The organism is Xenorhabdus sp. SGI 60 (genome assembly GCF_056632175.1).
Window position 1 is genome coordinate 542,340 of record NZ_CP196860.1, and the last position, 23,019, is coordinate 565,358.

Sequence of the window (23,019 nt, forward strand, 5' to 3'; positions counted from 1 at the left end):
CACATCCTACCTCAGCTATTTTAGATAAATTTACCAAATAAGCTTTCAAAATAGTAGATCACTTGAAGGGAACTCAGTCCAATTTTTGCGATCTGATTAATCGCCAAATCAAAAAAATCCCAAAATGGACTGAGTGATGCGAATCATAGCACCAATCAGGGCGGGATTCCACTTTGCACTTAATTTAACCAAAGATAAGCTGACTGCGGAATTCCCCTGACCATGTTGCCATTCGGCGCTTAGCTTTTTGACTGTCCTTAATACTGGTATCTTGTTTAATCACATTTAACGCAATTCGGTTAAAAAGCGCCATCTGTGCCGCACCATCGGGATCTTTAAGTGAGATAGCATCTTCCCGGAACGTGACATCCAAAACCCAATGTAGCTCATTTTCCACCGACCAATGTCTTCTGATGGCTCTGGCCGCAGTTTCTGCATCCAGTGGCAACGAACTCACGTACCAGCGAGAATCGCGGTGGCAAGATTTGCCTTTGACTGTTCGTTCGCTCACAACTTCAATCACACTCTTTATTGACGGCCATTGTTGCTGAAGGGGTTCCGGTAATGTCGCGCTGAGCTGCATCACATGGCGCAGTTCTTCCCGGCCATGGCCCCGACTTTTTTCGGTAAATTCAGCCAGTTCATCCTTCTCGTAATTCGAAGAAAAATGAGATTTAACAAATTCATAGAGATTTTTTTGATTGCTTTTCAGACCGACAATAAAATCACCGCTGCGTTGGGTGATTAATGCAAGTGTTTCTTTTTGGCAATGCAGGGCATCCATCGTAATGATAGCGCCATCAAGCGCCAATAATTCAATCAGTTCTCGGGCAACAGGGCCTTCTTTTCCCTTGCTTTCCGCCGCCCGATGATACAGCGCAACACCCGATTCGATATCGTACGCACTCACGATATGTAACGCTTCAAACAGCGTGCCTTTGCAGGTTCCCCGCATCGTTTTTCCATCAATGGCAATAACACTTTTTCCGGCATTAACCCGGCGTTGGTTAATCCAGCTATAAAAGGCTTCGACGAGCACATCTTGATCTATCAGCTTGATAATATTCGCAATACAATGACGGCGAGGAATACCATGGGTAAAATGCGTGTATTTTCTCAGCCATTCGATTTGTAACTCACCAAATTCCTGAATGGCTTTCCAGCCCGACGCACCGCACAATACAGCAGAAAAAGCTAAAAAAATCACCTCGATAAGTTCATGTTTTTTATTAATGTCAGAGCGGTGGTCATCTATCTTGCTGATAAAATTAAAAATACTCATTATTGGGATCGTGATTATTTAGAATGGCAAGATCTTAACGTGTTAATGAGAAAAGTACCTAAAAAAATTAGGGACTGACTTTTATTTAATCTAAATAACCCTATGGAAATTGTGAGATCTAGCCCTGTCGCACCAATACCCCGAAATGAACGACGTCAGATGAAAAAATTTATTCATAAAACCCGGGATAAAGATTATGCCCGCCGACTCATGGCACTCTTGATGTTACATGAAGGTCAGACCGTTTCTCACATTGCCAGAACCCTTCATTGTTCACGTTCTTCCGTCCATCGTTGGATAAATTGGCTAACGTTATATGGGCTGGAAGGATTAAAAAGCTTACCGAGAGGAAGGCCTGCTCGATGGAATTTAGCCTCGATTTTTAGCTTGTTGTCGTTCTTATTATCACACTCCCCGCAGGATTTTGACTGTTTGCGTTCACGCTGGAGTATTGAACTTATCACTCAGATAATCAATGAATTATTAGGGTTATCACTGTCGAAAAGCACGCTTTATCGTGACTTTTGTCAGGTGGGTATTGTCTGGCGAAGAGCGGCACCTACCATCAAAAAGCCTGATCCGGAGTATGACGAAAAAATGGCAAAAATCACCGAAGCCTTAGCCAACGCATCAGAGCAACATCTTGTTTTTTATGAAGACGAAGTCGATATCGATCTGAATCCTAAAATCGGGGCAGACTGGTGTCTAAAAGGACAACAAAAACGCGTGATGACGCCGGGGAAAAACCAAAAGCACTACCTTGCAGGCTGCCTTGATGCCCGAACAGGTCAAGTGACCTATGTCGGTGGTATAAAGAAAAACGCTGATTTATTTATCAACATGTTAGAGAAAATTAATCGTCAGTATCGTCAAGCCAAAAGTATCACGTTGATTTTGGATAATTATGGTATTCACAAAAGCCATAAAGTCAGGGAATGGCTAAAACAAAATCCTCAATTTAACCTGTTATTTTTACCGGTTTATTCACCATGGCTAAATAAGATTGAACGCCTGTGGCAATCCTTGCATGAAACCGTCACCCGAAATCATTGCTGTCAGTATATGTGGCAACTCTTAGCGTGCGTTGAAGAATTTATGATTGCATTTTCATTAGGGCAACAACCGGGAATGAAAAAATAAGTGTATCGTTATTATGAAAGCTTATTTATACAAATGCCGTGAAACATGAAATTAATAAAAAGGTTAGTGGAAATAAATTATCAATTTACCTCTAATAATAGAAAGGTTAATTAATGAGATAAATGAAGGTAATCCTAAAGCTATATCTTAATTTTAATGTGAAATTTAAACTTAGTATTATCGAAATAAAATTTTGCATATATGATGTCTATTAATTTTGTTATCGAGAGTATTTGTTAATACAAGAAAAAACATGCACTCATGCTGAATGGTTAATTTGTGCTATGTTTACATTTTGTTTATTTACCCTGAAATAAAAGAATGTAATATTTATTGCTAATAAGGATCTTCTATACAAAAGTTCAAAACTGTAGAGTACTGCTGAATTAGCATATTAAGTGCAATCGGCGGGATATTAAAAGGAGAGTGAGTCAACGAGAGCGTAAAAAAGTGTGGGGCATGGATTTGGTGAGAGATGAATAAAATAGTTTAATAACTCAGTTTACGGGGAATTGTGGCGATTGGGTGGTTCTCACTGCTATCTGATATAGCATACTTAATTGCTTAATTTATAGTGGCTTAATAAAGTGCCCCACAGATTTTTACGCTCTCTCCGGCTTACAACCCCAACCTACTTTTCCTCTCGCGATTTCTCCATTAATGCGACAGAACCAGCAATTCTCAATGAAAAAATTTCTTTTTCTTTACATGGCATTACGAGTAAAGAATAAAAAAGTTTTCGCGCTATTTGATACCGTTTTAGATAGAGAAAAATGATGTTTTTATTTTAATTTTATATCGTTATAAATTTCAGTTTACGTCTGTTCATTAATAATTGCTGCGACAAAACCTTTTTTATTGCATTTGATTTTTTTTGTTGATAAGTTTTTTGCAATTGGTTAATAAAATGTAAAATATCATTTTTCGGGGTCAAGTTAATGGATAGTAAAAAGGGACTCGTAGTCGTTGTTGGTTCGTCGGGTGATATTGCAAGATCAGTCATAAAAGTTCTTAAAGATAATAATTACATGGTTAAAGCAATGACAAGGACGCCGAGTGAGGATGAGATTCATATAGATGTTACGTCTGATGAGAGTGTCAAGCGGGCCTTTGAGAGTGTATTCAGTTTACATGAAAGGATATATTCCGTTCTCTATTTTCCTGCCATAACTAAAGACAAACTCATTCATAATCAAGGAATTGATGACTGGCAGTCAGTTATAGACGTCAATCTTCTTGGTGCGGTCAGAGTGGTCAAAAATGTATTGCCGCATTTTATAAAAAATAGGGAAGGTATTTTCCAGTTTTTGTCCTCCACTGCGGCTGTCAGAGGCGCAACAGGCGCTGCTGCGTATTCATGCTCTAAAGCTGCGCTCAATATGCTTGCCAAAAATATTGCGAATGATTATGGACGTTTTAATGTACGGGCTTATACGGTTATGCCAGGTTATATCGATGGTGGAATGTTGAAAAATCTGCCGCAGGATAAGCGTGAGGCGGTTAGAAAGAATATTGCATTGCAACGTATGGCGAATGTACAGGAGATAGCTAATTTCTGTGTGGGATTGCTCGCCATTTCTGATTATTTGACGGGTACAACACTCACTCTAGATGGAGGTATGTAATGGAAGTCACTTCGCATGCAACGGATAAATTTGTTGATGCTGCTCGCAATATTAAATCTTTTACCCAGCTTCCTGAATGGATTTATAACCAAAGGATCAGTGCCAGACCCGATCCATCCTCATTACCGTGGTTAAACGATTTATTGAAAGTGAGGATGAAGTCACTCAGTCATATTGATAATCCGATGTATCTCGCGCTACTTGAGAACAAGCTCAGTGCAGAACAGCTCGATCATTTCATGTGTGAGTATTACTGGGGTTCAGGCTATGGTTTCCAGCGTCTCGTTTTGCCTGAGGTTCAGAATAAGAATGGCAATGCAGTATGGAAAGATTATATCAAGGGCATCATTCTTGAGGAAAATACTCCGGAGCCGCATCACGGACTTTTTCGCAATTACATGTTGAAACTTGGCATTGATGCAGGCCAGGGAAAAGCGGCTATTCCTGCTGCGGCGAACGAATTTAATTCCAATATGCTGGCCGGCTATAAAGCCTCTCTTGGCTACGCGATGGGTTATGCGTTGGGGATTGAAACGGAGGCGGACTTCCAGATTTCTTTATTGTATCTGGCATGTCTGAACCGCGATCCTACTGAAACGCTGCATGATCCTTACTTTGATATTCATATGGCTGAGGATGGTGAAGAAGCTCATGCACGCTTCACCTGTGAATGTATTGAAAAAATGCTTGAGGCGGGAGAGATAACTCGTAATGAGATCGAAGAGGGGTTCATACAGGCCATCGTTGATACCCGGGACTATATGCGAACCATTCACGCTAGTCTGCCATGTGCCAGTGACGATCATCGAGATGAGGAAGAGGACAACATGAAAGAAAAAATTTACGCAATTATTGCCACTGTTGCTGAAACCAGTCCCGACAAAGTGCATGGGACTCAGGAACTGAATGCCGACCTGGGTATTGATTCGCTCAAGCTTATTGATCTGGTTTTAGGTGTAGAAAGCGAATTCAGCATTACGTTATCCGAAGATGCTCTTGCTTCAATCACTACTGTCGACGAGCTTGAGGGGCATATTGAGTCTTTGCTTGCAGAACCTCAGCAGTCCTGAATGGTCAGGAAATAAAATATGTTGCGATTCAATATTGCTAAAACGTCGTTGTATCCGTCTGGTGGCGATGAGACCCATACATTTACTCTGCCTGTAGATTTGGCTGAGTTTGCGGGTACTGCTGGTGATCGTTTTCGGGATGATTTTAGCCGGATATGCAGTTATCTGGCAGGAAAAAACATTACACCTCAACCTGATAATGATGACGCAGCCGTATTAGTAGGGACCGAATATGGAAACCTGGCATCTATGTTACGTTTTCAGTTGCAATGCAAAGAGGATGTCAGGAAGGCGTCAGCTCAGCAATTTCCTCATGCTACAACGAGCTCTGCATCAACGTTTGTCAATATCGATCGCGGTATTACCGGGGGGAACTGTACGCTGAATGCGGGAGCAGAAACGATGGTCGTGATGATGTTAAAAGCGCTGACTTTCATCAACACTGACTTTGGGCGTACAGCGCATGTATTTTTGGGAGATATCTACGAGCCTGCAGGGAAGGGAGATGTTGCTCTCCGGCATCCAGGGCATAAGCCCCTTGATTCAGCAGTGGCTTATGCCGGTTTAGTTAAGGGGGCGGATTTCAGCGCTGAATTTCATTTTTATCAGCCAGATGAAACCTTTTCTTATCCGGATAATGAACCTGTATTTGTTTATACCCGTACACGTCAGAGGGGGGCGGTGTTGTCAGAGGGAGCGATGCCTAATGTTCACACCAACACTTCATATAACGCTGCATTTCAGTTTGCACGTTTTCTTGAGGCCCTGACTCTTAACCCTCCCGTTGCACATCTGATATGTATTCAGGATGAGCATGCAGCGCACCTAACCGTCAGGTCTGGCGAAGGGCAGGGATAAGATGGCGAGCTCCATAAATGCAAAGCATTCGGTATTTAAAGCGCATTTTCCAGGGGATCCTGTTGTTCCTGGATTTATGCCGCTTTCTGGTTATCTGGCAAATTTTCCTGCAGGGAATGCTAACCACCTCAGTATTGATTCGCTGATATTTCGCAAGATGATTAAGCCCGATGTGGATTTTATTTTTGAGCGCAATCATTCGGGAAATATCCTTTGCTGTAACAGTGAGAACCTTTTTTTCTCGTTTCGGCTTACCGTTTCGAAAGCAGAACTCGCGGGTCACACAGAGGCCTTTGTTGCAAAAGGGGCAGAACATTCTGTGATACCTCTCAGGCATCCGGATTACTGGTTTCTCCCGGAAAAAATACAAACAGACTCTTCATTTACGTGCGCAAGCTGTGTGATTGACACGAAATTAGCAATCGAGCGATCGCCCTGGATTGAAACCTGTGCTGGCGGGGTATTTTTACTTCTTGTTGAGGCTTTGGGGAATCTTGCTCTCGTAGTGAATGCTTCTGAGTTGGAGAGGTCTGTTGCAGCTGAGTCTCGTTTTGTATTTGTTCGATTTAGCAAAATTCGGGTCAGTACTTCACTTATGTCTGAATTGGATAAATTCATGCTTAGTACACGGGTTACACGCAAAGGAAACCTTCTCACATGGGAAGGAAATGTAATTAACGGTGACGGTACCTTATTACTCGATATTCAGGGTGCTGTGTCGATGAAAACGCATTCGTTGCAGGGGAATGTCCATGCATAAAGTGTACGTGACGGGACTTGGCGCACTGACACCCTTTGGTGAAGGCGTCGAGGTGTTATGGGAAGCGCTGAAGGAAAAGAGAGAATGCTTTACACCGCAGCCTTCTTTCTATCCCACGATGAAAGGACAGTTCCTTGCAGGCAGGATCCCAGCAGAACTAAAGCTCTCGCTACGGTCACGATTTGGTGATTTACCAGATTCGTCACTCTATGCGCTGACTGCTGTGGAGGAAGCTATCACACATGCAGGACTTAGTAAAGGTCATGAACTTTTTCGGCACGCAGCTGTATTTGCCGGAAACAATGAAGCACAGGCAGACATTCTTGATGAGTCTGTTGAAGGGGATGATTCGCGATGGCGTCGTTACGGTTATAGCGGATATAACGTCGCAACAGACATTCGCCAGTTTATTCGTCTATCAGGTCCGGCGATGGTTGTTCACAACACCTGTGCGTCTGCGAATGTCGCATTAGAAACTGCGTTAGATGCGATGCGTACCGGCGTAATCACTACTGCCATCGTTGGCGCAGCTGATGCTTTTTCACTTAAGGTCTGGTCAGGTTTTTACATGTTAAACGCACTGGGTGTGGAGCGTTGCAGACCGTTTTCTTCAAAGCGCCGATTTATCACTATCTCTGAGGGGGCTGCATTTCTGATCCTTCAGCGTGAGGATACGCTTTTACCCGGCCAGAAGCCTTTGGCTGAGCTGGTCGCAGTTGCAAGTAATAATGACGCCCGACATCCGACGAATCCTGACAGAGCGCGCGTTCAGAATTGCCATGAAAAGGTGCTCAAATCTGCGGGACTTCACGCAGAAGATGTGGACGTCATTTATGCACATGGTACAGGTACGAAAGCTAATGATGCCGTTGAGGCAGGAATTTTTTCTGACGTTTATCCCCATGCGCGTATAACTGCCATCAAAGGTACTACCGGGCACATGATGGCAACAGCGGGTGCGACGGGAGCGGTAGCAAGCTGTCTGACTCTTGTAAAGCAGCAAGTTCCGCCTACGAATACCACTGATACAGAATTTGATTTTAACCTCATCACTGACGGTCCTGATAATTCAAGGCCTGTCAGGATTGTTCAAAACAATGCGTTTGGTTTTGGCGGAAATAATGCCATCTCACTTTTCCGGTTGCCCTGAATTGGCACTGACAGACAAGGATAAACAAATGATCGTATTAGGAATTAGTGGCTTGCCAGATGCCCAGAAATGGCTGAAAGAGCATTATGCGAATATTGAGCCCCTTGATGCGAGAATTTGTCAGGGGCTGGACAGTGCTGCCTGTATTATTGTTGACGGTGAGATTATTGCTGCTGCCAGTGAAGAACGATTCAACGGTGTTAAGGGAACGGGAGAGTTTCCTCGTCAGGCAATTGACTATTGTCTTCGTGCGGCAGGAATAGCAGAGGATGAGGTTGATATTATTGCCCACGGTTTTAATTATGATGCCTGCCGGCGGTTTTTTGTTTCAGGGGCTGATAAAGCGAAATTTGATGCTATATACAGCTCTGAGACAGTAATCAGGCATTTTGAGCAAGCGGGGTGGTCGAACGTAAGGGTGCGTTTTCGCGCGACAGATCATCACTACACCCATGCTGTTTCTGCTTTTTTACCATCGGGTTTTGATAGTGCATTATGCATTGTGGCTGATGGTATGGGGGAAACGGAATCTGTCAGTATTTTCAGCTGCCGAAACGGCGAATTTGAACGTCTTGGCACGCAGCCGATTTCTTCCTCACCCGGGATTGCGTACTCCGTTTGTACCCGCTTTCTGGGATTTATGTTCAACAGTGACGAATACAAAGTCATGGGTCTGGCGGCCTACGGGGACAGCCAGAAATACTCTCCATTTTTCGATGATTTCCTGCGCTTCGATGATGAAACAGGTCAGATCCTTGTTTGCTGGCCTCAGGGGGCACTGAACTCTGCTGAAGAGGGATATCCCGGCGCGCTGTCGTGGATCCAGTCATCTACACGTCTGGCGTCGCGTCACGCTGCTGAAGAGGTCACTCAGGATCATGCCGATTTTGCTGCCGCACTGCAAAAGCGTTTTAGTGAAATGTTATGCAATCTGGCACGCTGGTGGCTTCGTCGAAGCGGGCATTCCCGATTATGTCTGGCAGGCGGGGTCTTCCTGAATTGCCGCGCAAACCAACTGATAGCCAGTCTTGAGGAGGTTGAGGATATCTTTATTCAGCCTGCATCCGGTGACGACGGTAGCGCATTAGGCGCAGCCCTTGCTCATGCGCACTCATACCAGACCAAAGCCTCTTTCTTTTCTCCATATCTTGGACCTGAATATACGGATCAGGAGATACAGGCACTCATTGCTGAGCCGCAGTATAAACAACTCAGTTTCACCACTCTGGGATATACCGAGGAATACTTTGCTTCGGCGGCACAGGCTATCAGGGATGATCTCATCATTGCATGGTTCAGTGGGCGTATGGAGTTTGGTCCGCGTGCGCTGGGGAATAGGTCAATTCTAGCGTTGCCTTCAGGAAAGGAAATAAAAGAACGCATTAACAGGACGGTGAAGTTTCGTGAGGGTTTTAGGCCGTTTGCTCCCGCTATTACAGATGAATGCCTAGACACTATTTTTGAGGTCAAACACAAGAATCCTTATCGCTACATGCTGAGTACGGCTACGGTAAAGGCATCGATGGCAAATGTTGTCAGTGGCGTACGACATGCTGACGGAACGGCGCGAACCCAGCTTGTCACTGAGCAATTTAATCCCGTTTTTTACCGTTTACTAAAGTCCGTTAAGCATTCAACGGGTCATGGCTGTGTGGTAAACACGTCATTCAATGTGAAAGGGCAGCCACTTATTATGGATCCGCGAACAGCACTGGATACCTTTATGAATACTTCTCTTGACCGTCTTTATTTACAGGGGGTCATTGTATGCAAACGTTGAAAGAAATCATTACTGAAATACTGGTTGAGATGGCAAATAAAAAAGAGGGCGATGTGGTGATTTCGGTACCGGATATTCTGCATGACTCCTTAAGCTACATGCGTTTCATTGTTACGCTCGAAGAGCATTTAGGGGTTTTTCTTGACGATCTGGATGCGACATTACTGCATGTGGATTCCGTGGATGTTCTCACGGACAGAATACGCGGAATTATTCCGGCACCATTGGAGTCAGATCATGATTAACGAACTGACTGAACGTGGTTTTCTGACCGTTAATGCCTCTAAGGGCAAGATTATTGGTTATCGGTTTCATGGGGAGCTGTACAAGGCTTACCTAGTGCTTGACAGCCTGCTTGTTAAGCTGGCTGAACAGGAAGGACACTTTGCGCCGCACAGTTGTAATACGCTGCTTCCGGCAGAGGTTCTTGAAAAAATCGGGTTCTTTAATAAATTGCCTGCGAATCCTCTCTTTGCGCTGCCACATATTTTGCCTGATGACCAAAGTGTCAAACTCGTGCTAAGCCCGTCTACATGCTATCACACTTTTGCGGCTCTGGAAAACAAAACGCTAAACGGGGATTTGGTGTTTTATACGGCTAAAGGTGAATGCCATCGATATGAGCCTGAACAGGACGCACCGGGTCGTCTGGTTAATTTTACCATGCGGGAATTTATTCTTCTTGGTACGCCGGATGCGGTTATGCAGTCCTGTGACAGGATTTTTGAACGTGTTTTGTCTTTCTTAAATCGTGTGGACAACAGCTTTTATCAGGAGACCGCGAATGATGTGTTTTATGGTGAAAACAGTGTTGTCACTCAAAAGGTTCAACGCGTGCTTGGCGTTAAGAAGGAAATAGTGTCTGGCGGCGAACTGGGCCCTGCGGTGAGTGTGGGGTCAAGAAACTATCATCGTGAATTATTCACAATGAAATTCAATATTCGAGCCGCTCGGCTGAACACTGAGCTCCACTCCAGTTGTGTTGCGTTTGGTATGGAAAGATTACTGCTTACTCTTCTCAGTAAGACGGCTGGAAACGAACCGCATCGTCTTATCACTCAGTTATATCGGGCTATGCCTGATGGTTTGCAGGAGCATTTATGATGGTGCATCAGGAAGATTCGTGGGTCCGCATATCAGCTCAGATCATACGTGTATCTCTTCCCTTAATGGGAAGTATGACGGGAAATCTCCTCATGATGGTTATTGATCGCCTGTGTCTCGCACGGTATTCCGAGTCGACACTTGAAGCATCAGGGCCTGCAATTTTTACTGCAATGACGATTATTGCTTTTTTCAGTTCAACGGTTGCGATTTACCGTTCGTTCGTTGCACAGGCCTGGGGACGTGATGGTGAGGAAGCGGCTATCAAGGAGGGGAGTGCCGGGATGATCACCGGCCTGGTCGCGGGTTTAATTCTGATGCTGTTATCGCCTTTGATAGCGCAGATACCTGAGATGAGTAACCGCAGCGCTGTCAGTATTGCGCTTGAATCTCAGTATCTCTTTATCGCGGCGTACTTTGGCGCGTTTATGGTGTTTAACGTCTCTCTGGCTTCCTGGTTTAATGGTACGGGGCGTACGCGAACGACATTCTTTGTCGGGCTGGTGGGACAGATCTGCGACATTATTTTTACGGTAGGGCTTACCTTCGGTAAGTTTGGTTTGCCGGAAATGGGGATGCGAGGTTCGGCCACGGGTACGCTTATCGCGAGCCTTATTATGTCCTGTCTATACCTTTATCTTCTGCCACGCGAGTTGTATGAGCAACTCGGGAGAATGTTATCGGGGCGGGTAAAGGGGATCCTTTCTATGATGCTTTTCCGTCTACGCCGGGGGTATATTTCCGGGCTGACAAATGGGATTGATGAGCTTGGAAATACCGCATTTGTCTGGATTGCTGGCATTCTGGGATCTGTCGCGCTGGCAGCGAATAATGTGAACCTGACCATCAATTATATGGCCATTATTCCTGTTATTGGGTTGGGTATTGGCTGCAGCATTCTTTGTGGAAATGCTGTAGGTGCGGGTCGCTACCATCACCTCCAGCGTATTTTGCTGGTGACGTTGGTGATTGAATTATGTTACGTGGGTTTAGTGGCCGTGATTCAGGTGGGGTTCCCTGAATTGCTCATGAGCCTTTTCGGTCTATCGCATGACAGCGCGGCAATCTACGCACTGGCTATTGATACTGAAAAAGTGCTCTGGACGTATTCACTTACTTTTGTTTTCTCAATGACTGGGTCGGCGGTGCTCGAGTGTCTCGGAATGACTCGCTTTATGTTTTGGGTCCGTTTTCTCATGATGTGGGGACTGAGCGTGCCGTTAATTTATTACACTGCACGCCACTATGAGGATGCTCCTGAGACGCTGATTACGCTCTGGATCATAGGGTCAGTATTCGAATTGTTCATAGGCGTTGTCTATTTTCTTCGCATTTTCAAGGCGATAAAAAATAAAGAGAATCAGCTGGTACAGCATGGCTTCGAAATGGAGGAGAAGACGCATGTACAAGGTTGAAGTTGATGCCACTCCCTCGATTAATTGCTTTACCGGCAGTCTTGAAAAGCTCTTTGAAATAAAAGGGATAAAGGTAAATGAAAGCGAATTGCTTGCCTGCAGCGGCGGTTTTCTCCTTGAGGCGGGGCTTGATGAATGGCAGATGCCTGAGTTGACCTTTTCAGTTGAAAAAGTGGGGTTAGTGGGGGTCCGCGCCTACGGTGGTGATCCTAAGCGGATCCCCATAGCAGAAAAATGGCGTGAGCAGCTTCGCCAGCTTCTGAAAAAGGAAGGTGGGGTGATCGTCTGGGTTAACTCACGCTGGCTGGATTATGCCGATGTTTACAGTCAGAAGACGGGTTATCTCCACGCCATACTCGTGACAGGTATCAGTGATAACGGCGAATGGGTTCATATTGTAGATTCCCTGATTGTCGACCGAGTTCCCTGGGCATGCAATGCAACGCTTCGTGCTGATGTTTTTGAGAAAGCCTGTACGGAGCGAGTGCGTAGTGAAGCCCATGACCACATGGGATATTACTGGGTTATGCGTATATCGCACAGGCAGACGGGGTTGACCATTCGTGATGCCATCATTGACCAGGCCAATCAGTTTCTCGCGACAGCACGATTTAACGAGGCTGTAAGGGAGTATAAATCTCTAAATCTCGCACTATTGAGGGGAGGAGATGAACAAGCGGTCCGCGCTGCCAGGCGAATATTCGATCACATTGTGGTTCTCTATATTATTCCTGGCTTGCTCTTGCTAGAAGATGCGCTTGTGATGGGGAAATTTAACATTGAGACGATCGAGCAATTACGTTTGCTCAGAAAGGCATGGCATGCGCTCTCTATTATGGCTCTGAAATACGAAGCCACCTTATCGCCAGCTGTTCTGGAGCGCATAGAGCTTCGTTTTGATGATATTCAACAACTGACCTTGGTACTTTGGAAAAATATCTCATCTGATCAGCTTTAAAAAAGGAAGATATGAGAAAAATATTGTATTTAGGGCGGTCGGAGCACGCCCGTCACTATTATTCCTGGGCGCAAGATAATGGATTGCACGTCGATTTTTTCGACTTTCCTTCACTGACTGCTGATAATCATGAGTCCTGGGCGGAGATGATTAATTCAGCGCACGATTTATATCAGTATGATGATATTATTTCTTTTAGTGATGGTTTGCAGGTGAATGTTGATCTTCTGAAGAGAATTGCGGGTAAGCCTCACAGAGACCCGGAAACGATAGCAGATTTCACTGATAAGGTCCGTTTTCGTAAGTCGCTCCCTCGCCTGGACTGTATAGCCCGCTGGTATGAAACCAGTGAACTTCGTGACAGTTTACCTGCCCGGCAATGGGTTGAGTCAACAGTGGGCTATCCTGTTGTCATTAAACCCTCAAATGGTTTTTATAGTACCGGGGTCACGAAGGTCAGTGAATCAGATTTATTTTCAAAGGCCTGGTCTCAGTCACGACGCGCTGGTGAGTATTTTCGCAAATTGCATGGCCATTCATCAATCATTGTTGAAGAGTACATTGATGGGAAGGAGTTTGCGATAGACGGGTTTATTAAGAATAATTGTTTTTACCCGATGCTATTTCACATTAAACGACCGGATCTTACCGGCCCGTATTTTCATGAAACAGCGTATATCACGATGCCCTTTTGTTCACGTAAGGGCGAAGAGTTTATATCTATTATTCGAGATGTTATCACGGCTACCGGATTAAATAATTCACCGTTCCATGCTGAGTTTCGGGTAACAGACTCTGGTCAGATTTATTTACTTGAGATTGGTCCACGATTGTCAGGTGGCGGTGTGACCGGGCAGGTGATGATGGATATTTGCTGCGGGCTTGATGCTTACCACGCACTTCATCATTTACATGATGGTGAACCTCTGAATTACACACATCGTATGGTTGGACTTGAATATGATTTTTGCGCACCGCGTAACGGTGTGCTTTTTGATACAGAGAAAACAGAATCTCTTTGTCATGAGCTTGGTGCCCGTGTCGTTATCAAATATCGGGATGATGGTGACTATGTAATGTGCCCACCACTCAATTCCGAAACCATTATTACTGTTTTTTTTGCGTGCTCAGACAGGGCTGGCGCTGAATCTATTTTTTGTGAGCTGGAAAAACATCAACTGGGAGTGAAGTAAGATGACTGAACAAGCAACTTCGCAAGCTATCCGTAAAGAAATTATCCGCGCTGAAAAAGTTATTCCGGGTGGTGTCAGTTCGCCGCTACGCGCATGCAGAAATGTGAATTCTCAGGCACTGGTGATTGATAAGGCTATTGGTGAGTGCCTGTATGATGTTAACGGCCGTGTTTATCACGATTTTATGTATGGGTTTGGCCCGATGATCCTTGGTCATAACCATCCTGCCATTGTCAACGCCATAACCGAGAGGGTTCAGACAGGTTCACTCTTTGGAACGGTTACGTCTGATGAAACGCAGCTTGCTGAGATGATTACGGGTACGGCAAATTTTCTGGAGCAGATCCGTTTTGTTTGCAGCGGGACCGAAGCGGTCATGTCTGCAATCAGGCTTGCCAGAGCCTACACCGGGAAGACAAAAATCATTCGCTTCCGTGGTGGGTATCACGGGCATTTTGACCTAGTACAGAGCAAATCTGAGAAGGACTATAAATCAGCGGGTCTCGATCCTGATGCCATGAAAGCAAACATTATGGCGGTCTTTAACGATCTGGATTCTGTCAGAAGTGCAGTGGCTGCCTTTGAAGGTGAAATTGCAGCTATCGTCCTCGAGCCATTGCCATGCAATATGTCGCTTGTTGATCCAGCCATTTCATTCCTGAAAGGATTACGAGAGATATGTGACGAAACGGGCATATTGCTGATCTTCGATGAAGTCATTAGCGGGTTCCGTTTGACCTATGGCCCTGTGAGTAATTTGCTGGGCGTTGAGCCCGATCTGGTGACGTTCGGGAAAATTATCGGCGGAGGAACACCAGTTGGTGCATTTGGTGGACGAAAGGACATTATGCATCTGCTGGATAAAGAGCAGATCCTTCAGGGGGGCACTTTTGCTGGCAACCCATTGACCATGCGCGCGGGTATTGCGACGCTCACGGTGCTCAGTGAACCCGGTTTTTATGAAATGCTTGATAAGAAGGGACGCTATCTTGAAAAGCAGATCGCATTGAACCAGAAGAAATTTGGCACTGATTTTATCTTTGCACGTCGAGGCAGTATTTTCGCGTTTATTTTCCATCCGAAGGGGACGCTGATTGCGAACCATGAAGATGTTCACCGCCAGGCCAGGCACATTTTTACCGGATTGTATGTGGACATGCGCAATCAGGGGTATCACCTTTGTCCGGATGTTGAAGAGACAATGTATGTCTCCGCGGCCACACAAGAAACAACGCTTTCGGCGTTTGCTGAGGCTGCCTGCAAGTCAATTGCCCATTGGAGTTGCGTATCATGATGACGGTGGAATTATTGTCTTCAGTGCTGGCGACACTGGATGAAAAAATCCCGACATGCAGCCAACTTGTTTCTGAGGGGGCCTGTAGCTGGGACTGCTGCACATACACCGATTCATACATATTGCTCCTACCCGGCGAAAAGGAAAGTGCTGAAAAAATGGGATTCAGCCTGAGTCATTACAACATTATTGATGACAACTATCACGGTGGTATGAAGATCGTTCCTGCTGATATGGGGTGCTGTGTATCTCCGGGTCAGGGGAGTAATGCGTATAAGCCGGTGGATTGTCGTGTCTTCCCTTTCTGGTTTCAGTTTGCGGGAGACGAGTTGGAAGTTGTGGAAGGCAAATCCTGCCCGGCTATTAGAATGGGTTTATCTCTGGACAAGTACCGTGATCAGGCATTGCGTACAGGCACCCTGTTGGCAAGGGACGGCGATATAGCCGAATTCTTACGTAAGGCAAGAATGGTGAACTATAGCGGAGATGGCAGCGGGATCCCCGTTGTGTCTGTTTGAAGGAAAAGGAAAACATGATGACAAGTGCATTATACCCGCTGTCTGAACTACAGACCGGCTTGTGGTATCAGGATAAATTGTCAGAACGGAACTCATCTCATAATGTGCCGGTACGATTTGATTTCTCGTCCAGCCCGGACATTGAGCGTCTTCAGAGCGTGTGTGACACATTGTTCCGTTCTAATGGCTGCTTTCATTCCCGCATAACTGAAAGAGAAGACGGTGTTCCGTGCCAGTACTGGGTATCGCCTCCGCCGTGCACTATTACCGTCATTCAGGCTGAGGAGGTCAATGGCCCTGCGATTGAGCACCTGTTGAGGGGGGAAATAGCCAGGCCATTTATGCTTAGGGATGATCCCCTTTATCGTTTGACGTTGTTCAGGATGGCTGATGGTAGGGCCACTTTGCTCATTGTCATTCACCACATTATCTTCGACGGGCAGTCAGCGGCCATGTTCACGGCAGATTTTATGCGGTTATGGACGCGACCTGGTGAGTCCCTGTCGATGGTAAGCAGCAGTACTGTTTCGGACTATCAATCAACGCTTTTGTCCTCTTCGGTCACATCACGTGCTCTGGATTACTGGCGAACTCAGCTGGCTGACGCCCCTTCAGAGATAACATTGCCTGCATTACCGACTGCGGGCAACACAACACGTAAAGCAGAGACCCTGTCACATCGTTTTCCTGACGAGTTATATGCACGGGCAGAGGCATATTGCCGTCATCACGCCGTTACGCCATTTATGCTTCATACCCTAGTATGTAGTGTATTGCTGATGCGATATAGCCAGAGCATGGACATCGTGGTGGGGGTACCCGTATCGCTTCGTAAGGACGATGATAAACCGTTCCTGGCGGGCTTGTTTGTTAATGTCCTGCCATTGCGGTTACGTGCAACAACCGAGACCACAGCAGAAGCGTTGCTTCATCAGATAAGAAACCGCCTTATCCGCACCATGATGCACAGCAATGTTTCTTTTCATGAACTGGTGAGAGAACTACGTCCGACGCGTCATGAAACACGCAATCCGTTTTTCCAGATTTGTATAAACCATGCGCGAGTGGGTGAGCAGCTATGTGATACAGGCGTTCGTGCGGTGCCTATGGGTAACGAAGTTGCGGCGTTTGATCTCGATTTTATTCTGGCAGAGCATGACGATAATTTTAATCTCATTACGGAATACAGAGCGTCTCGATTCGAAGCCGAAACGGTGAAGGGGTTCACACGGCACTACTTCCAGCTCCTTGAGGAAATTTTAAGTGAGCCTGTGAAGAGGGTATCGGCTTATGCGATGCTGACGAAGGAAGAGCTTGGTATGATGCTGGAGACCTGGAATACTTCTCCATATCGCTACAGCGACAACCTGACGGTATTAACTCTTTTCGAAGAGCAGGTCCAACGCACACCAGATGGAATAGCACTTCGGTTTTCTGAGGGGGAATTAACCTACGACAGGCTTAATCGCAGGGTCAATCAACTCGCCCATTTTCTAACCAGTAACGGTATCAGAGCGGGACAACGGGTCGCGGTCTGTCTTCCTCGAGGTCCTGAATTCATCGTGACAATCTATGGGATCCTCAAAGCTGGCGCTGCGTATGTTCCTGTTGATCCTGATTATCCTGCTGAACGAAAGCACTATATCTCAGAGGACGCAGGGGCCAGCGCAATGATTGTTCAGGGTGCGTCAGAGAGCTTCAGCACGGTTCCGCTTGTTATCGATCTGGCTTCACCTGAGATCGTTGATAAATTAATAAAACAACCGGTGACCCGTCCTGAAAGCCAGCCCCGGCCTGACGATATTATCTATTGTATTTATACCTCGGGTTCAACTGGGAAGCCCAAGGGGGCGCTTAACACTCATCGTAGTGTCGCTAATCTGGTGATGTGGTACATCAAAGATGCGCTGGAAATGAAACCGGCTGAAAGTGTTATCCTTGCCAGCTCTCTCAGTTTTGATTTGACCCAAAAAAATATTTTTGGGCCATTGGCTTGTGGTGGGATGGTAATCATACCGGACAGTAGTCCCGCAGATGCCATTGGTTTCCTTCGGGCGCTGAGTCATTTCCAGCCTCATTATCTGTGTTGTGCGCCTTCAGCCTATCGGGCTTTTTCTGGCTCTTCACGATGCCGTTCGCTCAAGAAGATCGTCCTTGGCGGTGAAGTCATCGAGCCTGCACTCGCTAACACTATCCTTAGAAGTGGTAAGACGCTCATCAATTCATACGGACCTACTGAATGCGCTGACATTGCCGTCTGGTCAATGTACAGGCCGAGAGAATTCGAGTTTCAGGAGCCTGTGCCACTGGGACGACCGGTGCCTGGATGTCGAATCTATATTCTGGATGATTTTTTTAATCCTGTACCTGTAGGTGTTGATGGAGAGATATTTATCGGGGGAGACGGTGTAGGCCCGGGTTATCTGGAACGCGAGAGTCTGACAAGCGAAAAATTCCTTCCGGATCCGTTTACCCTTAAAGGGACGATGTATCGCACTGGTGACCGGGGGCGGTTCCGTCAGAATGGTGTCATTGAGTTTGCCGGGCGCCGCGACGGTCAAATTAAACTGCGGGGATTTCGCATTGAGCTCGGGGAAGTTGAATCGGCGATACAGTCGACAGGACTGGTTGAACAAGTCTGTGTTCAGGCGCGGTACAATGAAGCGCAAGGACAAAGACTAGTGGCATGGTATGTAGTCCGTGAGGGGCAGACGGTAAATCGTAATGATATTGTCGTCAGACTCAAGGAGATTATTCCGGTACACATGATACCGGATACCTGGATTTGCCTTGACGCGATGCCGCTATCTCCGAACGGAAAAACCGATCGTCTAAAACTGCAGCAGATGGATAGTGTCTCGGCGACGGTGTCTGCCGCGCCCATCGTCGCACCTGTCGGTGAGACTGAACACGCTTTACACCGGATCTGGCAGGAGGTGCTTGGTCTTAGCACATTAGGTGTAGAGGATAATTTCTTCCTGAGTGGAGGGCATTCGCTTCTGGCAATGGTCTGCCTGGCTCGAATTAATCGTGAACTGGATTTACAGCTTCCCGGTACAGCGATAACGCGACACCAGACTATTAGAGAATTGGCGGCATTCATTGCCCATACCCGGAGTGAAATGCCATCCTGTTTTTCAACATGGGCACCCTGTAAAGGTCCTGTTATCTGGTGTTTCCCAGCTGCAGGATTAAGAAGCACGTCATACCGCCAGCTTGCACAGTCACTTGCCCAGAATGCACAACTTAATGTTCTGGATTATCCCGCTCCTACGAGCGAAGAATCGTCCAGCATTGAGGCGCTTGTTGCATTTTTCGTTAATTCGCTAGAACCGCATATTCAGGGTGACTCGCTTGTGCTTGCTGGGCATTCCTTTGGTTCAACTATAGCTCTTGAAGTAGGTCGATGCATGCATCAGCGTGGTATGCGTGTGAAGCTCATTATTATTGAGGGAACCATTATTCCGCCTGAACGGCTATCATTAGACACGTCAAAACAGGAAGATCCATTATCGTTGGTCAGCAGTTTGTTTGATGAGAGTTCGGTCGAAAAGTATGGGGGCGAACTGAAACATCTTGCCAATGAGCATGATGCACTTTACCAGCAACATCTCCGAATATTCCGTAATTATTATTCAAAAGGGGTCTTTGAAGGTGAGTCTCTTGTATTGTCTGGCAGGGATGGGGAGATATACCGTCAATTAGGCGAAAGGCTACAGGCATATTATGCTGCTTTTTGTACCAGATTAACGACGGTTGTGACTTCCGGGGATCATATGAGTCTGATTATGGCTGATCATGCCCCTGAGCTGGCTGTGCACTTACTTGAATTTGTGAAAGTGAAGATACCATAAAAATCTATGGTCACCTATATGGGGTCATGTGGAAGAACCCCTATTAGGGTTATAAGCCACCGGCCATAGCATGGGGCATGTGTTAGCATTTTTAGTGTAATTTCATGATTTCAATCTCTTGCTTACCTAGACAGTGTCGTCATGAGGTAAATTGTGTGATAATATTTCTTCTTCCATCAAAAGAGCTGATTAACCATGAGTATACCTGCACACCGCCGTCACGATATTTCAGATCATATTTGGGCTCTGCTTGAACCTCATCTACCTGGACGTCAGGGCGCTTGGGGACGTGTTGCTGAAGATAATCGCCGTTTTATCAATGGGGTATTTTGGATTTTACGGACAGGAGCTCCCTGGCGTGATTTGCCCCCTGATTATGGTGACTGGAAAAATACCCATCGTCGGTTTTGCCGTTGGAGAGATAAAGGGATATGGGAAAAACTGCTCGAACAGTTAGTGAATGCCCCTGATTTCGAGTGGTTAATGATTGATGCTAGCCATATTAAAGTGCATCCCGATGCCGCGGGAGCAAAAGGCGGTAATCAGGCGATGGGACTCACAAAAGGGGGCTCAATACAAAGATACATTTGGCCGTGGATGCGCATGGTATGCCGGTCAGAGTTGTTATTACAAGCGGTACCACAGCGGATTGTTCACAAGCTGAGGCCTTGATTGACGGATTTGATGCCGAGCACCTTTTGGCAGATAGAGGCTATGATAGCAACGCAATAGTAGAAAAAGCGGCACAACAAGGCATGCAAATTCAGATCCCCAGTCGGAAAAATCGAAAGGTTGCCAGAGAATACGACCGTGAACTCTATCGACTCCGTCATTTAGTTGAAAATGCGTTTCTTCATCTTAAGCGCTGGCGGGGTATCGCGACGCGCTATGCAAAAAATCGCGCATCTTTTCTTGCCGCAGTACAAATTCGTTGTCTTGTTCTTTGGCTGAATGTTTTATGACGACATAACCTAGGGTCTGTTGATGTTTTAAGGTCATAATTCAATCAATCCACATCGGCAACCAGACAATGATAAATGCCAGTGCCACCATGCTGGCATAATGTAAGCGTCCGGTGATCTCACCTTGTTCCTTCCATCCGGCTCCTGCACGCTACGGCTTCTTATCTTTTATTTGGAGAACCACTTCGCTTTCGCTTACAGCTTGGCGACCCCACGTAAAACGGACTACACCGCACCCGCCTGCACGTTTTGGATCAAAAAGTTTTTTCAGTTTTAAAATGCTACAAACGGTATCGCCAGACCACGCCAATACTGGCGGCGTGGGAAAAATTCCGAACTGAAAGGAGTGAAAAGATTTTCAGGAAATTTCAGTTTTTGGATCGCAGTATGGATCGCGAAGAAATATCAACATAATGATATTAAAGGAGATATTCTATTTTACGTGGGATTTTGGATCACAAGGTAAAGCCGCGTTAAATGAAAGAATTCAGGATTGGAGCGGCTTTGTGGGAAGTGGAGAACTGAAATTTATTGCTTCGCTGAATTATCTTCGTCTGCGTGTACAACTCGAATTGCAGAGGCAGATTCAATAATCTGAATTGCTTCTTCTGTTGACAATCCTTTCAAATCGATAAGAGTACTATCTTTCGATACTTCAATTTTTATATTCCGTTCTTTGGAAAACATCTTCATTATCCTTAATAGTTGTGGCGCTATTTTAGTTAAGCCATCGTGAATTATGTATACAGGTTCGATTGAAAGGCATAATGAGGTTAATTTTAGAATCAGCACGAGGTAGGGGGAGAGAAATCTCGTGCGACACTTGCGACACTGTCTCACAGAAACAAAAAGCCACTTGCTTAGAAGTGGCTTAATTTGCTGAAATTACAGCTAAAATTTGGTGGCCCCTGCTGGACTTGAACCAGCGACCAAGCGATTATGAGTCGCCTGCTCTAACCACTGAGCTAAGGGGCCGTCGAACTGGAGGGATTATACGGTACAGTTTGGTGCTAGGTCTAGTCCCCAAAATTCATATGCGCGTTTTATAGACAATAATCAGTATCTTTTAACGTATTTCAGTCTATTGGAAGTAATCTGGAATCTTTTTTTAGTGATGTTGGTTGTTTTTATAATAAATATTTCTGATTATTTGTTGGTCTCTGACCATAATCTGGTCAAGAAATGTTAGTCCAGTTTTGTGTTCTTCATTGATTTTCCACCATTCTTATGTCCTTATTTTTTAAAAATTTTGGGTAAATAAATATGAAAAAGATAATACTATCAGCTGCTATTTGGAGCCATCACCAAATAGAAGATTATTTTTTTTCGTCTATCAGCCAAATGTCCCAGCATATCAGTGAAAGTGTTCGAGCCTATGTGACAGGTGTTGAAACGAATTCATTGAATTTTTTGTTGGTGATCGTTAATGAACAGACTGCTGGAGATTTACAAAGGGGAATTGGGTTACTGGAAGAGAAAACTTATGTTCCTTTTGCAATTGTTGCCGTAGAGTCAAATAATCAAATTTTAGCAGTGATTCAGCAAACTGGATTTGTGTTGGATGCTGATAGCATAACTACAGCTATGCAACTTGATTTGGTGGATTGGCAGATGAACAATGTCTCGGTTATGGAATATGACATTCGGTGTGTTGACCACTGTTTAGATGATTGGGCAATCCCGATAGAAAGTGCATTTGAGACAGATGATGCTATTTCTGGGCAATACCAAAAATGCCATCAGGCGGCTTTGGATGCCGGAAAAAATTTGCAACATTATACCTTGTATATTGATGAGCTGCCGGTCGTTCTTTAACTCTATCGAGATTAAATAATTTTGTCCGTCTTGATGACATTAGTACGGTGGTGGAAAAGCAGAGAAGAGGGTATGCTTTTGCCTTGATCAATCATGTACTGAATAAAGCCAAACAAGATAGTGCAACTGCATGCTATTTGGATGCCTCTCGCTATGGTAATGGATTGTACCGGCGTATTGGTTTTAAGCCGTTGTTTGAATATCAGGGATTTAGCCGAAAATAAATAAAAAAGCGTCTGCC

The 23,019-nt window shown here is 45.4% G+C and carries 20 protein-coding genes and 1 tRNA gene; 18 read left to right on the forward strand and 3 right to left on the reverse strand.

What is annotated here, in order from left to right:
• Positions 1–184: 184 nt before the first annotated feature.
• A complete protein-coding gene (locus ACSJJG_RS02510) occupies positions 185–1,282 on the reverse strand; it encodes an ISAs1 family transposase (protein WP_282885530.1) in 1,098 nt (365 codons plus the stop codon).
• 102 nt (positions 1,283–1,384) lie between these two features.
• Between ACSJJG_RS02510 and ACSJJG_RS02515 the strand changes: the two genes are divergently transcribed.
• The 16 genes from ACSJJG_RS02515 to ACSJJG_RS02590 all read left to right on the forward strand — a co-directional run bounded on the left by ACSJJG_RS02515 (position 1,385) and on the right by ACSJJG_RS02590 (position 20,963).
• The gene (locus ACSJJG_RS02515) at positions 1,385–2,422 is read left to right on the forward strand and encodes an IS630 family transposase (protein WP_282885529.1); all 1,038 of its coding nucleotides are present in this window, start codon (positions 1,385–1,387) and stop codon (positions 2,420–2,422) included.
• A gap of 938 nt (positions 2,423–3,360) precedes the next feature.
• Positions 3,361–4,047 carry an SDR family NAD(P)-dependent oxidoreductase gene (locus ACSJJG_RS02520; protein ID WP_481088357.1) on the forward strand — a complete coding sequence of 229 codons (687 nt, stop codon included), beginning with the start codon at positions 3,361–3,363 and terminating at the stop codon, positions 4,045–4,047.
• The gene (locus ACSJJG_RS02525) at positions 4,047–5,117 is read left to right on the forward strand and encodes a phosphopantetheine-binding protein (protein ID WP_481088358.1); all 1,071 of its coding nucleotides are present in this window, start codon (positions 4,047–4,049) and stop codon (positions 5,115–5,117) included. Before ACSJJG_RS02520 ends, ACSJJG_RS02525 begins: the two co-directional genes overlap by 1 nt.
• An 18-nt stretch (positions 5,118–5,135) precedes the next feature.
• On the forward strand, positions 5,136–5,975 hold the full coding sequence (locus ACSJJG_RS02530) for a hypothetical protein (protein ID WP_481088359.1): 840 nt from the start codon (positions 5,136–5,138) through the stop codon (positions 5,973–5,975).
• Between the two features lies 1 nt (position 5,976).
• Positions 5,977–6,735, forward strand: coding sequence for a hotdog family protein (locus tag ACSJJG_RS02535; RefSeq protein WP_481088360.1), 759 nt, complete (start codon positions 5,977–5,979; stop codon positions 6,733–6,735).
• Positions 6,728–7,885, forward strand: a complete 1,158-nt coding sequence (locus tag ACSJJG_RS02540; protein WP_481088361.1) for a beta-ketoacyl synthase N-terminal-like domain-containing protein — start codon at positions 6,728–6,730, stop codon at positions 7,883–7,885. Before ACSJJG_RS02535 ends, ACSJJG_RS02540 begins: the two co-directional genes overlap by 8 nt.
• Entirely contained in the window at positions 7,857–9,665 is a 1,809-nt protein-coding gene (locus ACSJJG_RS02545; protein WP_481088362.1) for a carbamoyltransferase family protein, read from the forward strand. The genes ACSJJG_RS02540 and ACSJJG_RS02545 overlap by 29 nt, the downstream gene beginning before the upstream one ends.
• On the forward strand, positions 9,653–9,910 hold the full coding sequence (locus ACSJJG_RS02550; RefSeq protein ID WP_481088363.1) for a hypothetical protein: 258 nt from the start codon (positions 9,653–9,655) through the stop codon (positions 9,908–9,910). The genes ACSJJG_RS02545 and ACSJJG_RS02550 overlap by 13 nt, the downstream gene beginning before the upstream one ends.
• The gene (locus ACSJJG_RS02555) at positions 9,903–10,769 is read left to right on the forward strand and encodes a class-II aminoacyl-tRNA synthetase family protein (protein WP_481088364.1); all 867 of its coding nucleotides are present in this window, start codon (positions 9,903–9,905) and stop codon (positions 10,767–10,769) included. Before ACSJJG_RS02550 ends, ACSJJG_RS02555 begins: the two co-directional genes overlap by 8 nt.
• Entirely contained in the window at positions 10,766–12,184 is a 1,419-nt protein-coding gene (locus tag ACSJJG_RS02560; protein WP_481088365.1) for an MATE family efflux transporter, read from the forward strand. Before ACSJJG_RS02555 ends, ACSJJG_RS02560 begins: the two co-directional genes overlap by 4 nt.
• Positions 12,171–13,142, forward strand: coding sequence for a cysteine peptidase family C39 domain-containing protein (locus ACSJJG_RS02565; protein WP_481088366.1), 972 nt, complete (start codon positions 12,171–12,173; stop codon positions 13,140–13,142). Before ACSJJG_RS02560 ends, ACSJJG_RS02565 begins: the two co-directional genes overlap by 14 nt.
• 11 nt (positions 13,143–13,153) lie before the next feature.
• Complete coding sequence (locus ACSJJG_RS02570; RefSeq protein ID WP_481088367.1) at positions 13,154–14,335, forward strand: ATP-grasp domain-containing protein; 1,182 nt, start codon at positions 13,154–13,156, stop codon at positions 14,333–14,335.
• Between the two features lies 1 nt (position 14,336).
• Entirely contained in the window at positions 14,337–15,629 is a 1,293-nt protein-coding gene (locus ACSJJG_RS02575) for an aspartate aminotransferase family protein (RefSeq protein ID WP_481088368.1), read from the forward strand.
• Complete coding sequence (locus ACSJJG_RS02580) at positions 15,626–16,147, forward strand: YkgJ family cysteine cluster protein (protein ID WP_481088369.1); 522 nt, start codon at positions 15,626–15,628, stop codon at positions 16,145–16,147. The genes ACSJJG_RS02575 and ACSJJG_RS02580 overlap by 4 nt, the downstream gene beginning before the upstream one ends.
• 14 nt (positions 16,148–16,161) lie before the next feature.
• Positions 16,162–20,001, forward strand: a complete 3,840-nt coding sequence (locus ACSJJG_RS02585) for a non-ribosomal peptide synthetase (protein WP_481088370.1) — start codon at positions 16,162–16,164, stop codon at positions 19,999–20,001.
• 195 nt (positions 20,002–20,196) lie between these two features.
• A protein-coding gene (locus ACSJJG_RS02590; RefSeq protein WP_282885528.1) for an IS5 family transposase occupies positions 20,197–20,963 on the forward strand; the annotation gives its coding sequence in 2 pieces (ribosomal slippage) (positions 20,197–20,572 and positions 20,572–20,963; 768 coding nt in all).
• A 528-nt stretch (positions 20,964–21,491) separates the two neighbouring features.
• On the opposite strand, the gene ACSJJG_RS02595 is transcribed toward ACSJJG_RS02590, so the two are convergent.
• Together ACSJJG_RS02595 and ACSJJG_RS02600 are read right to left on the reverse strand one after the other, a co-directional pair.
• Positions 21,492–21,650, reverse strand: coding sequence for a hypothetical protein (locus tag ACSJJG_RS02595; RefSeq protein WP_481088371.1), 159 nt, complete (start codon positions 21,648–21,650; stop codon positions 21,492–21,494).
• Positions 21,651–21,862: 212 nt separating this feature from the next.
• A tRNA-Ile gene (locus ACSJJG_RS02600) sits at positions 21,863–21,938 on the reverse strand.
• A gap of 288 nt (positions 21,939–22,226) precedes the next feature.
• On the opposite strand from ACSJJG_RS02600, the gene ACSJJG_RS02605 reads away from it, so the two are divergent.
• A complete protein-coding gene (locus ACSJJG_RS02605) occupies positions 22,227–22,778 on the forward strand; it encodes a hypothetical protein (RefSeq protein ID WP_481088372.1) in 552 nt (183 codons plus the stop codon).
• A gap of 47 nt (positions 22,779–22,825) precedes the next feature.
• Positions 22,826–23,002, forward strand: a complete 177-nt coding sequence (locus tag ACSJJG_RS02610; protein ID WP_481088373.1) for a GNAT family N-acetyltransferase — start codon at positions 22,826–22,828, stop codon at positions 23,000–23,002.
• The last annotated feature ends 17 nt before the right edge of the window (positions 23,003–23,019 follow it).